This window comes from Novipirellula methanifontis (assembly GCF_052161655.1).
GTDB lineage: Bacteria > Planctomycetota > Planctomycetia > Pirellulales > Pirellulaceae > Novipirellula.
The window spans coordinates 2,434,271-2,448,373 of sequence record NZ_CP197418.1 but is presented as its reverse complement, the minus strand read 5'-3'; the positions used below and the strand labels follow the sequence as shown (position 1 = coordinate 2,448,373).

8 protein-coding genes are annotated in these 14,103 nt (G+C 55.0%); 4 read left to right on the top strand and 4 right to left on the bottom strand.

The genetic code is table 11. The annotated features are described in order from the left end of the window. Positions 1–98 precede the first annotated feature (98 nt). Positions 99–911 (bottom strand): 3-keto-disaccharide hydrolase, encoded by an 813-nt coding sequence (locus SH528x_RS08585; protein ID WP_442510111.1) that lies wholly within the window; start codon positions 909–911, stop codon positions 99–101. Between the two features lie 403 nt (positions 912–1,314). Here SH528x_RS08585 and SH528x_RS08580 point away from each other — a divergent pair, with 403 nt between their 5' ends. The 4 genes from SH528x_RS08580 (at position 1,315) to sucD (ending at position 10,345) form a co-directional block, all read left to right on the top strand. Beyond that, positions 1,315–6,414 carry a DUF1549 domain-containing protein gene (locus SH528x_RS08580; RefSeq protein ID WP_442510110.1) on the top strand — a complete coding sequence of 1,700 codons (5,100 nt, stop codon included), beginning with the start codon at positions 1,315–1,317 and terminating at the stop codon, positions 6,412–6,414. Between the two features lie 24 nt (positions 6,415–6,438). Further along, positions 6,439–7,908 (top strand): DUF1501 domain-containing protein, encoded by a 1,470-nt coding sequence (locus tag SH528x_RS08575; protein WP_442510109.1) that lies wholly within the window; start codon positions 6,439–6,441, stop codon positions 7,906–7,908. A 235-nt stretch (positions 7,909–8,143) separates the two neighbouring features. After that, positions 8,144–9,331 carry an ADP-forming succinate--CoA ligase subunit beta gene (gene sucC, locus SH528x_RS08570; protein ID WP_442510108.1) on the top strand — a complete coding sequence of 396 codons (1,188 nt, stop codon included), beginning with the start codon at positions 8,144–8,146 and terminating at the stop codon, positions 9,329–9,331. 135 nt (positions 9,332–9,466) lie between these two features. Beyond that, positions 9,467–10,345 (top strand): succinate--CoA ligase subunit alpha, encoded by an 879-nt coding sequence (gene sucD, locus SH528x_RS08565; RefSeq protein WP_442510107.1) that lies wholly within the window; start codon positions 9,467–9,469, stop codon positions 10,343–10,345. A gap of 28 nt (positions 10,346–10,373) precedes the next feature. On the opposite strand, the gene SH528x_RS08560 is transcribed toward sucD, so the two are convergent. The 3 genes from SH528x_RS08560 to SH528x_RS08550 all read right to left on the bottom strand — a co-directional run bounded on the left by SH528x_RS08560 (position 10,374) and on the right by SH528x_RS08550 (position 14,014). Beyond that, complete coding sequence (locus SH528x_RS08560; RefSeq protein ID WP_442510106.1) at positions 10,374–11,225, bottom strand: class I SAM-dependent methyltransferase; 852 nt, start codon at positions 11,223–11,225, stop codon at positions 10,374–10,376. A 91-nt stretch (positions 11,226–11,316) separates the two neighbouring features. Continuing rightward, positions 11,317–12,156: a DUF6655 family protein gene (locus SH528x_RS08555; protein WP_442510105.1), complete on the bottom strand. Its 840-nt coding sequence runs from the start codon at positions 12,154–12,156 to the stop codon at positions 11,317–11,319. Between the two features lie 217 nt (positions 12,157–12,373). After that, a complete protein-coding gene (locus tag SH528x_RS08550) occupies positions 12,374–14,014 on the bottom strand; it encodes a hypothetical protein (protein ID WP_442510104.1) in 1,641 nt (546 codons plus the stop codon). Positions 14,015–14,103 lie beyond the last annotated feature (89 nt).

The window sequence follows — 14,103 nt, the reverse complement described above, 5'->3', positions numbered from 1 at the left end:
GTGAGCAAAAAACACAGGTTCCAATCAACGTTTGCGACGCGGAAGACGCCGCAAACGGATTATGGAGTCATCTCGCTCACCACGAGAGATGCACTGGATTACTCAATCGGCGTTTCTTTATCACCGTCTCGAAGGAACGGCTTGCGCTCTTGTTCGCCCGTGGCTGGCTTAAATTCGCGAACCCAAATGTTGCGGAACCGTACCGGATTGCCGTGATCTTGCAGCGAGATCGGTCCGACCGGTTTGTGTGCCTTGTACTCGGGCGGACGGTTGAAGGGAGTGTCCCCTTTTAGTTCGAAGTGATTCAGAATCAGTACTCCGTTGTGGACCACGGTAACGTAGGCAGGCGAAACCAATTGGTCGTCATCGCCGAAACGGGGTGCGGTCCAGAAAATGTCATAGGCATTCCATTCGCCTGGCGGACGAGTCGCGTTGGCGGCTGGTGGCGTTTGTTTGTAAATTGCTCCGGCTTGTCCATCAAAATAGGTTTCGTTGTCGTACGAATCCAACACTTGGATCTCGTAGCGTCCCATCATGAATACGCCACTGTTGCCTCGACCTTGTCCGCTGCCTTTGGCGGGTGTCGGTGCAGACCACTCGATGTGAAGCTGGCAATCACCAAACTCTCGCTTCGTGGTGATCACCCCTTTGCCGGTACTCGCGATACCGTCCTTGACGTTCCATTTGTCGCCGTTTTTCCATTCGGACAAATCTGCGCCGTCAAACAAGATCACAGCATCCGACGGAGCGTCGGCATTGGTTTCGCCCGGAGTCACCTTGGGCGGTTCCTGCCATTTGATCCCATTGAGGTACTCTTCGGCCGGAAGCGACGAGGTCGAAAATGCGACGGACAATCCAATACCGCTCAGTGCAGCGAACAGTGTTGATAATTTAAAAACGCTACGTTTCATGAGGTTTCTCAAAGATCGGGGGGGTGGGTTCCTGGGGTGTCTTCGAAGGATTCGAGTACCAAAACAGCAAGATCCGATCTGACTTTGGCATTCTCGAACAATCAGAGTTTACACAGCGTCAAAAGTGTTGACGAGGACGAAGCCCCCGATATAGTGGATTAGTGGTCTGGGAAGTCTCGCTAGGAGAAGTCTCGTCCGCTCCCGCCCGCCCTTGCTTGGGCTACTCGTATCAGCCAGTAGCGTGCTGATACTGGATTGGCGTTATCAGACTCGCTGTTCTCTGAAAACCAATCGCCCTCGTTGCTTCTCGTTTGATGCCCACGCACAAGCACGAAGTAAAATCGCTGTTGGCATCGCTTCAGAGGACGTCGAGCAAACGAACTCTGTAAGCGCGAGTAATGCCATGGCCTTTCGAACGATCCTCTTCGCTGTCGTTACACTCATCTCCTTCGATTTAATCGCGAGGGAATCCTCCGATCCCAAGGTGCCGCTGAGTTACGCTCGCGACATCGAGCCGATTTTTCGCAACAAGTGCTTTGGATGCCATCAGGGCGCGAAGCAACTCGGCGAATATAAAATGACCGACTTTGCGTCGTTGGTCGCAGGCGGCGAGAGTGAATCCGCAGCGATTGTGCCCGGCAAACCGGACGAGAGTTATCTGGTCGATCAAATCACGCCGGTGGATGGGCACTCCGAGATGCCAAAATCGCCGGCCAAGCCACTGCACGCCAGCGAGATCGAAAAAATTCGGCAATGGATCTCTGATGGGGCAACGGATGATTCGCCATCGGCGACGGGACCGATTTTCAACCAAGAACATCCGCCCGTTTACGTCGGGCCACCCACATTGCCGTCGCTCGATGTTTCCCCTGATGGGCAGCAAATCGCCGTCGCGGGGTTTCATGAAATCATTCTGTTAAATAGCGAGAACGGAGAAACCATTTCGCGATTGATCGGAATGAGTCCGCGAATCAATGCGGTCCGCTTTTCGCCCGATGGGAAACGGATCGCCGCGACCGGTGGAACTCCGGGGGTTCAAGGCGAAGTGCAGATCTGGGACGTCGCGTCGAATAAATTGACAATGTCGTTACCGTTTACGCATGACACTCTGAGCGGCGCAAGCTGGTCACCCGACGGAAGTAAGCTTGCCTTTGGTGCGACCGACAACGTCATTCGTGCGATCGACACCTCGTCGGGCGAACAGGTGCTGTTTCAAGGGGCACATGACGATTGGGTTCGTGACACCGTCTTTACACCCGATGGGACTCATTTGATTTCGGTCGCTCGCGACATGTCGTGCAAGTTGACCGAAGTTGCCACCGAGCGATTTGTTGACAACATCACCTCGATTACTCCGGGGGCCCTTTCCGGTGGACTCAATAGCGTCGCGATCCATCCCGAACGAAACGAAATTTTGATTGGTGGTGCGGACGGTGTCGCCAAGGTTTATCGGGTGTTCCGCGAAACCGCGCGCAAGATTGGCGACGATGCCAACTTGATCCGTAATCTGCCGGAGATGTCAGGCCGAATATTCAGTGTCGCCATTAGCCCCGATGGCTCACGCTTGGCCGCCGCGTCGACGCTCGATGGTCGCAGCGAGGTGCGAGTTTGGAAGTATGACTTTATCGGCACCTTGTCTGACGAAGTCAAAAAAATCATGGCCAAACGAGGCCCCCAACGCTCGGCTAAAGAAAAAGAAATGCTGGCGGACTATCAATCCAAGGAAACCACGGAGATCGCAAAATGGAGTAGCGACACCGCGGCGGTCTACGCGATTCGTTTCTCCAGCGACAACGGACTCGTGATTTCCGGTAACGACGCGGTGCTGCGGCGAATCGATGCGGAGGGAAAGCTTGCAGCTGAGTTTCCGATTGTTGCGATCGAAACCGAAAAGCACACCAAACACATCGCTTTCGACGCCAACGCGTGGATGCAGACGCAGGCCGTGTCCGCAGAATCGTTGACGGAAGAACCGGTCGTGGATGTGAAATCGGCTCGCGGATTGACGGTCTATCCCGAGACGATCCGATTGGATTCGCCTTATGCCTATAGCCAACTTGTGGTGATGGCGACGCTTGCGGATGACTCGACTGTGGACGTGACCCGTTTCTGCGAAGTCCAAGTTCCCTCGCTGATCGCAATCAACCAGCGTGGTTTGATGCGACCGATTGCCGAAGGTCATGGCGAGCTAATGGTTCGCTTTGGCGAGCTAACGACCACGGTTTCTGTCGATGTAACGCCACACGGTGACGACAAAGCTCCCGGCGCGGTTGACTACATTCACGACGTGAATTCCGTGCTCAGCCGACTTGGATGCAACCAAGGAACATGTCACGGAGCCCAGAAGGGCAAAAATGGTTTCCGGCTGTCGCTTCGCGGTTACGATCCCGTGTTCGACTTGCGAGCACTCAAAGACGATTTGGCGGCTCGACGCATCAACCCCGCTTCGCCGGACGATTCGTTGATGCTGAGAAAGCCGCTTGGGTTGACGCCGCATCAAGGTGGCGTGCTGATGGTCGACGGAGACCCCAATCATGCGATCCTGCGACGCTGGATTGCCGATGGGAGCCACGTGGATTTACAGTCGCCCCGCGTCGCATCGATCGAAATTTCCCCGACCAATCCTACGGTCCAAGCGATCAAGTCGCGTCAACAAGTGCGAGTGGTTGCGACCTATCGCAACGGCACTTCGCGGGACGTGACCAGCGAAGCGTTTATCGAAAGCGGGAACTCCGAGGTTGCCACTGCCGACGCCAAAGGCTTGCTGACGGCGATTCGCCGTGGCGAGGCTCCCATTCTGGCTCGTTTCGAAGGTGCCTACGCTGCGACGACGTTAACCGTGATGGGCGATCGATCCGGTTACGAAGATCCGGCACAGGAAGTTTATAATCCGATCGATGAATTGGTCGCAAAAAAGTGGCAGCGGGTCAAAGTGGTACCGAGCCCCGTTTGTGATGACGCCACGTTCCTGCGCCGTGTCTATCTCGATTTGACCGGACTGTTGCCCAGCAGCGATCAAGTCAAATCGTTCTTGGCCGACTCGACAGACTCGCGTGAAAAACGTGCCAAGGTCATTGATGAATTGATCGGTAGCGAGGCCTACATCGCCTACTGGACCAATAAGTGGTGCGACCTGTTGCAAGTCAATCGGAAGTTTCTAGGAGTTGAAGGTAGCACGAAATTCCAAGAATGGATTCGCGCGGCGGTGACAGAAAACCGCCCCTATGACCAATTTGTTCGCGAGGTGTTAACCGCTAGCGGATCGAACAACGAAAATCCTCCGGCGTCGTATTTCAAAGTGCTGCGAACGCCCGAAGACACGATGGAGAACACCACGCATTTGTTCTTGGGAATCCGCTTTAACTGCAACAAGTGCCACGACCATCCGTTTGAACGTTGGACCCAAGACCAGTATTTCGAGATGTCGGCCTACTTTGCTCAGGTCGATCTGAAAAATGACCCTGCCTCCGGAGATCGCAAAATTGGTGGATCGGCAGTCGAAGGCGCCAAGCCGCTGTTTGAAATCGTGGCAGACAAAACAAGCGGTGAGATCAAGCACGGCAGAACCGGGGATACCGTCCCGCCGAAATTTCCCTTCGTCGTCGAACATGAAACAAGCGACAGTGCCTCGCGTCGCGAGCAGCTTGCTCGCTGGATGACCGATGCCGACAATCCGTACTTTGCCCGCAGTTATGTCAACCGCTTGTGGGGCTATTTGCTTGGCGTTGGTTTGATCGAGCCGATCGACGATATTCGCGCCGGCAACCCGCCGACCAATCCCGAACTGCTAAACTTCTTGACGGATCGTTTTGTCGAATCAGGGTTTGATACGCGGACGATGCATCGTTTGATTTGCAATAGTCGAACCTATCAATTGAGCATCGAGTCGAACCCGCTAAACGAAGACGACCATCTGAATTACTCGCATGCAATGCCGCGGCGATTGCCCGCCGAAGTGATTTACGATGCGGTACATCAGGTTACCGGAGCGATCAGTTCGATTCCCGGTGTGGCCAAAGGAACACGAGCCGCCGCGCTGCCCGATTCGGGAGTGAAACTTGCCGATGGTTTCTTGCAGAACCTGGGCCGACCGGCGCGGGAAAGCGCCTGCGAGTGTGAACGATCCTCCGATCTGCAGCTCGGACCGGTGATGGCGTTGATAAGTGGTCCCACGGTCGGTTCCGCGATTTCGGATCCGAAAAACGAACTCGCTAACATCGTCAAAGTGTGCCCGGAAGACGAAATGCTCGCCGAAGAGGTTTTCTTGCGAGCGATCGGACGTCGGCCCACCAAACCCGAAGTCACGGCATTCAAGAGCATCATTGGCGAAGTCCAAGTCGATCATGACGCTCTGCAAAAACAGGTTGCGCAATCCGAAGCCGATTGGAAGATTCGACGGGCCGAATTAGAAGCCGTTCGCGAAACGAAGCTTGCCGAGGTTGTCTCGCAGATTGCCGAGCGAACCGAGGCAATCAAGCCCGAACGAACGCGGCTCGAGGAAGAGCGAGCGACACGAGTCGCTGCCGCTGAAAAGACGCTTAGCGAAGCACAAGCGAATTTGATCACGACTACCGAAAAACGATTTGCCGACGCGTCCAATGTGGAATGGCATCCATTGTCGGCGACCGAGTTGTCGGCATCGAACAAGGCGGTGTTGACGCCGCAGCCAGATCGTTCGATCCGAGCATCGGGCAACGCTGACAAAGGCATCTATACGATCAAGATGCCCACGACGCTGAAGCAGATCACGGGGTTCCGGCTCGAAGCGTTACCCGCTGCGGATATGCCCGCCGGTGGTCCTGGGTTGCCCGACAACGGCAATTTTGTGGTCACCGAATTGGTGATCCAAGTCCAAAACAACGGCAAAGATCAAAAGCCTGAGAAAGTCGAAATCGCCAAGGCACAAGCTGATTTCACGCAGGGCGGCTTTGACATTAGCACCACGTTCGATGGAAAGACAAATGACCAAGGCGGCTGGGCCGTATCGCCTTCGCTAGGCGTGGTGCACTGGGCCACGTTCCAATTGAAGACTCCAATCGCGAATCCCAGCGGTTGCACGTTGACGTTTGATCTGCATCAATTCCACAACGCAGCAAATCACCGTTTGGGGCTGTTTCGTATTTCGGCGACCACGGCCGAAGGCGACATCCCGCTCAGCCAAAGCGAATCGATCGCCGCAGCGCTATCGACACCAGCGGAGCAACGCAGCGAAGCGGTCACCAAGCTGATCGTCGACTACGGTACAGCCACGGACAAAGGCATTGCCGATTTGCGTGCGGCATTGGCCGAAGCTCGAAAACCTGTTCCGCCGGACCCGATGCTGGTGCAGTTGGAACAACGCAAAAAGAATCTTTCGGTTGCTACGGCGGACGATCCCGCACTTGTCCAGCTTCGCAAAGACTTTGCCGAAAGCACAAAACAACTCGGCAACGTCCGTTTGACGGCGGCCGAAGATTTGGCGTGGGCGTTAATCAATAGCCCTGCGTTTCTGTTCAATCACTGAATTAACCAAGAGAGAGAACGAACGATGTTGTCATTCAAAGGTTTCAAAGCAAAGGATCTTTGCGATCCGCATCTCTCGCCATCACGTCGCACGTTTCTGCGAGTGGGTGGTTGTGGCATGCTTGGTTTGTCGTTGCCGTCGCTGCTGAAAATGCAAAGTGCCGCGGCCTCGGAAAAACATGTCGGTGGTCCGGGATGGGGTAAGGCTAAAAGTATCATCCTGCTGTATTTGCAGGGCGGGCCGAGTCAATTGGATTTGTGGGACCCTAAAGAGAATTTGCCGGATAACGCCAAAAGTGTTTTCAAGCCGATCAGCACCAAAATCCCAGGGGTGAAATTCACCGAAAACCTGCCGCAGCTCAGCCAGGTGAACGACCGCTTCACGATGATTCGGTCGATGTCGTACACGCCCAATGGTTTGTTCAACCATACCGCAGCGATCTATCAGATGATGACCGGCTACACGACGGACAAGGTCAGCCCGTCGGGGCAACTTGAACCGCCATCGCCCAAGGACTTTCCGAATTTCGGCAGCAACATCGTCAAAATGCGTCCGCTCGATGAGCCGATGCTTCCGTTTGTCATGCTGCCGCGTCCGCTACAAGAATCCAACGTCGTCGGCAAAGGTGGCACCGCTGGTTTCCTCGGCAAAGCGTTTGATCCGTATACGCTTTATCCTGATGGCGACGACATGGACATGGAAAAGATGAGTCGCATCAAGATCGATGATCTGCAGTTGCGCCCCGAGGTGTTCAGCGTCCGACTGCAGCGCCGTGCAAGGCTTCGTGATCTGTTGAACGCCCAGATGCCTCAAATCAACGAGGCGGTCGAGTCGTTTGAGCTTGATCAATACTACGATCAAGCGTTGTCGTTGATCGTTTCGGGGCGTGCACGTGATGCGTTTAATTTGTCCGCGGAATCCAACGAGATCCGCGACGCTTATGGACGCAACACGTTTGGTCAAAGTTGTTTACTTGCCCGGCGACTCGTAGAAGCCGGAACTCGCGTGGTCGAAGTCATTTGGCCCAAGGTTGCCAACAGCGACAATCACTCGTGGGATCATCACACCGGGCTCAGCAAACGGATGAAAGATCAATCGGCCCCGATGCTCGACTCGGCATTGTCGACTCTGATCACGGACATGGACACCCGCGGATTGCTTGAAGATACCTTGGTGGTGGCGGTAGGCGAATTTGGTCGCAGCCCTCAACGCGGCGTCAGCACCAGCGGAAACAACAACAGCGACGATGGCCGCGACCATTGGCCGTATTGCTACACCGCTGTGGTGGCTGGTGCGGGAACCAAACGTGGGTATATCCATGGCAAGAGCGACAAGACCGCTTCGGCGCCGCTGGAAAACCCGGTGCATCCTGCGGAGTTGTTAGCGACGATATACCACAGCTTCGGGATCGCGCCGGATACGATCGTCTACAACCACCTGAATCAACCTCGTGAATTAGTCAAAGCCGAGGCGATTTCTGCGTTGATGGCATGACACTTCTGGGGTGTTGTTAAGTTCGTGATCGAAATTTTCGTTAAGAATTTGGCTGGTTATTTGGCTGGCAATTCAGCGAACGAGGGCGAGCGAAGAGGATTGTCAAAAGACTTTTGCGGCTTCTGGGCCTGACAATGTTGGCGCTATGGTTCCTCACCACGCGTTGGAAACGTATATTTTTAGCTTCTCGGAAACGTTTCCCTTGTGCGCGAGCGCGAAAGCCCCCTTAAAGTCGATGAAGATTCACGAATATCAAGGCAAGCAACTGTTCCGCAAAGCTGGTGTGCCGGTTTTAGAAGGACATGTCGCTAAGACCGCTGACGAAGCGGCTGCCGCATTTGACAAACTCGGCGGTTCGATTGCTGTCGTCAAAGCCCAGATCCATGCGGGCGGACGCGGTAAGGGAACCATTATCGATAACCCAGAGCAACGCGGCGTCGTGCTCGTCAAAAGTGCTGACGAAGCTCGTGCGGCTGCCAACGGTTTGCTCGGAAAAACGTTGGTCACGATCCAGACCGGCGAAGAAGGCAAAGTCGTCAACCAAGTCTTTGTCGAAGCGGGTTGCGATATTGCTCGCGAACTGTACCTCGGCATCGTGGTCGACCGCGAAGCGTCTCGGCCTGTGTTGATGGTCAGCACCGAAGGTGGTGTTGAGATCGAAAAAGTCGCCGAAGAAACTCCTGAACTGATCTTCAAAGAGCACTTTGATCCCGCTGTCGGACTGGAAGCATTCCAAGTCCGCAAGCTTTGTAAAAAGCTCGGAATTGAAGGTGCCGCGGCCAAGGCTGCGTTCAAATTCATGCCCGCAATTTGCCGCTTCTTTGTCGATTACGATTGTGCGATGGCGGAGATCAACCCGTTGGTGATCACCGGTAGTGGCGAAATGATTGCGTTAGATGCGAAGATCACCTTCGACGATAACGCGTTGTTCCGCCACAAGGATCTGCTTGAATTCCGCGACTTGTCCGAAGAAGAGCCAAGCGAAGTTCGTGCTAGCGATGCGGGACTCAGCTACGTCAAGCTGGAAGGCAACATCGGTTGCCTCGTCAACGGGGCCGGTTTGGCGATGTCGACGATGGACATCATCAAATACCACGGTGGCAAACCCGCAAACTTCCTGGACGTCGGTGGTGGAGCGAACGCTCAACAAGTGACCGAAGCTTTCCGGATTTTGTTGTCGGACCCCAACTGCAAGGGCGTGCTGGTCAACATCTTTGGCGGGATCGCACGCTGTACCACGATCGCAGCGGCGTTGATCGAAGCGAGCAAGACGGTTGGTTTTACCGTTCCGTTGGTCGTCCGGCTCGAAGGCACCGAGGTCGAAGAAGGCCGCAAGATGCTTGCCGAAAGCGACGTCAATGTCATCAACGCGACCGACATCACGGACGCGGCCAAGAAAATTGTGGCTGCCGCCGCAGGCTAACGCCGCAGATTCCTTTGCTCGATTCAGAGCAGTAAGGCAAAACCGCGTCAAATCCGCTGCTTTAGCAGCGGAGGACCAAATTGAAGTCGGTTCAACATTCCATTCCTACACGTTCTTTACAATAGTCATTCGGTCATGAGCATTCTGGTTGACGGAAACACAAAAGTCATCTGCCAAGGCATCACGGGTAACGCCGGCACGTTCCATAGTCTCGGTTGCCGTGACTACGGCACCAACATGGTCGGCGGAGTCACCCCAGGCAAAGGCGGCCAAAACGTCGAAGGCATTCCCGTTTTTGATACAGTCGAAGAGGCTGTTGAGAAAACCGGTGCGAACGCAACGATGATCTTCGTGCCGCCGCCTTTCACCGCCGACGCGATCCTCGAAGCAGTCGACGCGGGCATCGGAATCATTGCCGCGATCACCGAAGGCGTTCCTGTCATCGACATGGTTCGCGTCTACGAAAAAGTGCGAGCGAGCAACTCGATCTTGATCGGCCCCAACTGCCCCGGTCTGATCACGCCTGGTTCTTGCAAGATCGGCATCATGCCCGGTTATATCCATAACCCAGGCAAGGTCGGTGTGATGAGCCGCAGTGGAACCCTGACCTACGAAGCGGTTTGGCAAACCAGCAACCTCGGTCTTGGGCAAAGCACCTGCGTTGGACTCGGTGGCGACCCGATCGTCGGTACAAGCTTTATCGACTTGCTAAAGCTGTATCAAGAAGACGATCAAACCGAAGCGATCTTGATGATCGGTGAAATCGGTGGATCGGCCGAAGAAGAAGCAGCGGCATTTGCCAAGGCAAACGTTACCAAGCCTGTGGCTGCGTTCATTGCTGGTCGTACCGCCCCTCCCGGAAAGCGAATGGGACACGCCGGCGCGATCATCAGTGGCGGCAAGGGAACGGCCGAAGAAAAGGTCGCAGCCATGGAAGACGCAGGCATTGTTGTCGCGCCCACACCGGCCGACATGGGCCAGGCTGTTGTCGATGCGATCGCCCGCAAAGGCTAAATCATTTCGCTGCTAAATTACGTCACGGTTAATCACCACTTTCGACGCGAACATAAAACCCCGCGTCGAGGTTGCGTTCGGATTGATCTTGAATTGCCGATCGGCCCGTTTTAAAGCGGAGCCGATCGTTTTGTTTGGCGACCTTAGTTACCTCGGATCGCAGCAAATATTCGAGCACATCGCTCGCGTCGACTTGCGGTGAATGCCCTGTGATCAGCATCCTGAAATTCATCGGGTCGATCAATTCGAGGCAGTCATCCACCAACGGCCACAGATCACGCTCTAACCGCCACGTTTTCCCTTTGGGTGAATGCCCATAAGCGGGCGGATCCATCACGATCGTGTGGTATCGCCGTTGGCGTCGGACCTCTCTGGCTGCAAACTTCGCAGCGTCGTCGACTAGGTATCGGATCGGTGCTTCACCTAACTGATTCGTCTCTGCCGCCACTCTTGCGGCCGCAACATTGGGCTTGGCTGCATCGACGTGCACGACTGAGAATCCAGCTTGTGTTAGTGCCATCGTGCTCGCCCCGGTGTAGGCAAACAGGTTTAGAGCTAGCGGTTCGTCCTGCTGATGCTTGGCGGACAGCCACTGCCAATTCTTGGCTTGCTCGGGAAACAATCCAATATGACCAAACGGAGTGGGGCGAACCGGCATGTTGAAATTGCCGCAATCGAGCGTCAGCGATTCGGGCCAAGCAGAGCGGTGAGTCCACCGCCGCTGGCTTAGATCGTAGACAGCATCCGCCTCACGCCAACGCTGAGGATGTTTTTGACGAATTCCTTCGGCAGCCGGCGACGGACGAGAAACCAGATAACCGCCAAGTGATTCGAGCTTCAGCCCGTCACCGAAATCGATAAGTTGATAAACATTGCTCATGGTTCGCAGGATTGTAAGCCGAAAGCACCAGCAATGCCGAGGAGACAGGCACCGCTTTGCGTCGGGCGTCGGGCAACCGAAGCTTTGATCCCTAGCGAACCTCAGTCTCAGGCTCTTCGCCATCGGTAGCTTCGGGCGGTTGGGCCGCAATCGCCGTGGGTTCTTCGGAAGTTTCGTCGACAGGCCCCTCGATAAAATCGATGAACGTGCCTTCGCTATCAAAGACAGGCCATCCATCTTGAAATCGCGTCTCGGCCGTGAAATTAACCGGAGGACGCGCAAATTTTTCGTGCGGAGAATCCTGATGGACCGTCCCGCCAAATTTCAAGTATTTGCTGCCCGCCAGTTTCGTTCGCTCGCGAATTGAGCCACTTTGAAACGGCCCGATGCCCAACACGTAGGTGTCTCGAGCGGTGGCACTCGATTCGCGGATCCCGGATTGCCAAATCGCTTTGCGAGATTCACGCTCGTAAGCGAACGCGGCGATTTTTGCAGCTCCTTCGCGTGAATCGCGACGTCCCAAGGCGATTTCGGGTATCGACGGCAAACTGGGGGCATTGGGAAGCAGCGAAGCGGCCGAAGACAAGCCGTTATTTTCCGGTACACCGAAGGTCACTCGATGGTCGTCAGCACCGAGCGTTCCGATTCTCGCCTCGATGATAATGTCCGCGTCGTTACTGGTGTCTTGCAACAGGCAGCCGGCCGCAACGATTTGCTGGCGCAGTGAACTGGTCACGTAATCCGCATTTACAAAGCCAATATCCTTCGACGTTTTCAAATAACTTGTGTCGAGATACACCGTTCGCCCCGACATCGGGCGAAAGTCGATCCCCGCAATACTTCGATCGACCGCTTTACTGAGCACCAACTGTTGAGTTGCTAGCTGCTCCTTCGTGGTCCCGCAGCCCAATATCCCAGCACAGACGACCATGCATACTAGTCCACAAACGAACCGGTAGATCGCTCGTAAAGGAAATGAACGCATCGAATACGACGACGGTGGGAAGTTGGAGGGATGAACACGCAGTATGCCAAGATGAGTCCCGCTTTTATCGGGTAAAGGGCTCCTCTGGCAAGCTCAATTTCGATTACGAAATGCTGTCAAAAAAGTAGCACCGTTCGATGATGGGGCGTTGTTGCCGACCGGGTTATTTCATCTTCGAAATGTATTGCAGCTGTCCTTCGCTGTTCAGCAAAAACTTGAATGTACCGTATCGAATCAAATGGCTTGCTTCAAACGATGGACCTGATCGCAGTCGAGGCGCTTCGAACGGAAAGAGTGGACGCGCGGCATCGGGGATCCCAAAGGTTCGTAGCAGATACTCCGCATCCACAAGGTTTGAATACGTCAGGCGTCCGCGATCCGAGGCAAACCGACGGTCACGGGGGCCGGGAGCTACTTTTTCGATCGAAACGATTGCCTCGGAAATGGGAAAGTCAGGCTCCGATGCGCGTGCGATGTCGGAGGGGCGCGTTTCGGCGGGAATCGACTTCAAATTTTCAGCGACGCTCCTCTTTTCAGGAGACGCGAAAGGCTGCAAGCGAATCCAGCCGGCTTGCATCGTCTTTTGATCCACAGACCAATGAACCGACGTCAGATATCCCAGCAGCAGTGACTCGCCATCTCGTCGCAAAAAACAGTCACGAATGGAGTGCCCCGCAATCGTCGGCGGTTCGGACATCATTCCCTGCAGACGAATGTGTCCATCGGTTGGCTTGACGGGTGCGTGGAGGTGATCTGCAGCAATCGTGTCGTAGATCGCTTCGATTCCATCGATGCTCGAGAAGCCATGCGAATCTTCGACCCGTTCGGTCCAAGAAAAATCGCCTGTCCACGAGTCGCCATGCGTATCAAAGATCACGCAGGTTGCATCAGGGCGAAATGAAATTGCGAGCGAATGCGTTTCACCATTCTCGGAACCCACCTGAACCCAATCCCCAATGACTCGTTCACGCGGCATTGCCGCCGCTCGATATCCCGACATCACCATGCTGGCAGCCCCGACCGCAGTCAACACAACAATCGCCCCAATTGCCAAGCGTGACCGCGCCAGTAAACCGACTCGGGCCAGCACCGCACTGGCGAGCGTTAAGAGTCGAAATAAAAATGGATATCGAGCGGTTTCTGTCTCTCGGTCGTCGCGAGCAGCTGTCGTTTGCGAGTCAGCGCGGGCAGGTGTTTCGACTTCGGATTCAGCACACTGCGTGTCACGATTATCCGATCGAAAATCTCGCTCGGCATATCCCATACCTTCAGCGGAACCAGGCGAGATCGATTTAGCAACGGTTGCTGGCGCAACCGCAGCACTGCATAGAGACGACGTCGACGCGCGGTTTCCCACAAACCGAGGCGTCCCCGCATCGGTTCGCCGATGAACCGTGCCTTCGGATCCGAGCAAAACAAGTTCGCCCGTTAAGCAGGCCTTCAGGACATGAATCCGATCCACACGAATCCATGTTTGCGTCACGTTACTTTGGATTTCGGCATCGGGTGGCAACATGCCTCTTGCTGCAAAACCAATTAATTCCCGCAACTTGAACGGACCCTGAGCCGATCCGAGCATTCCTCGTACGTGATAACTAGGGACCACGGTACCGTCGGGATGCGGAAGTGCGATTCGCTTCTCGGAAAACAGCCCAATCGCCAATGCTGGATGCCAAGGCCCCGTCTCGGTATCGCCCACCATCGAATTCGGTCCGATGATTCCCGACAAAGCCGCCTCGCGGAGCTCGACCCCTGTGAATGGGCCTGCAGATGCCTGCTCAGTTTTGACAAAAAAGGCGACCATATTTCTCGGAGTTCCTCCGAACGATACTAACGAAGACGATCACACTGAAAAGTTCCATGCTTGCTGGAGTACTTAACATGGCAAGGGTG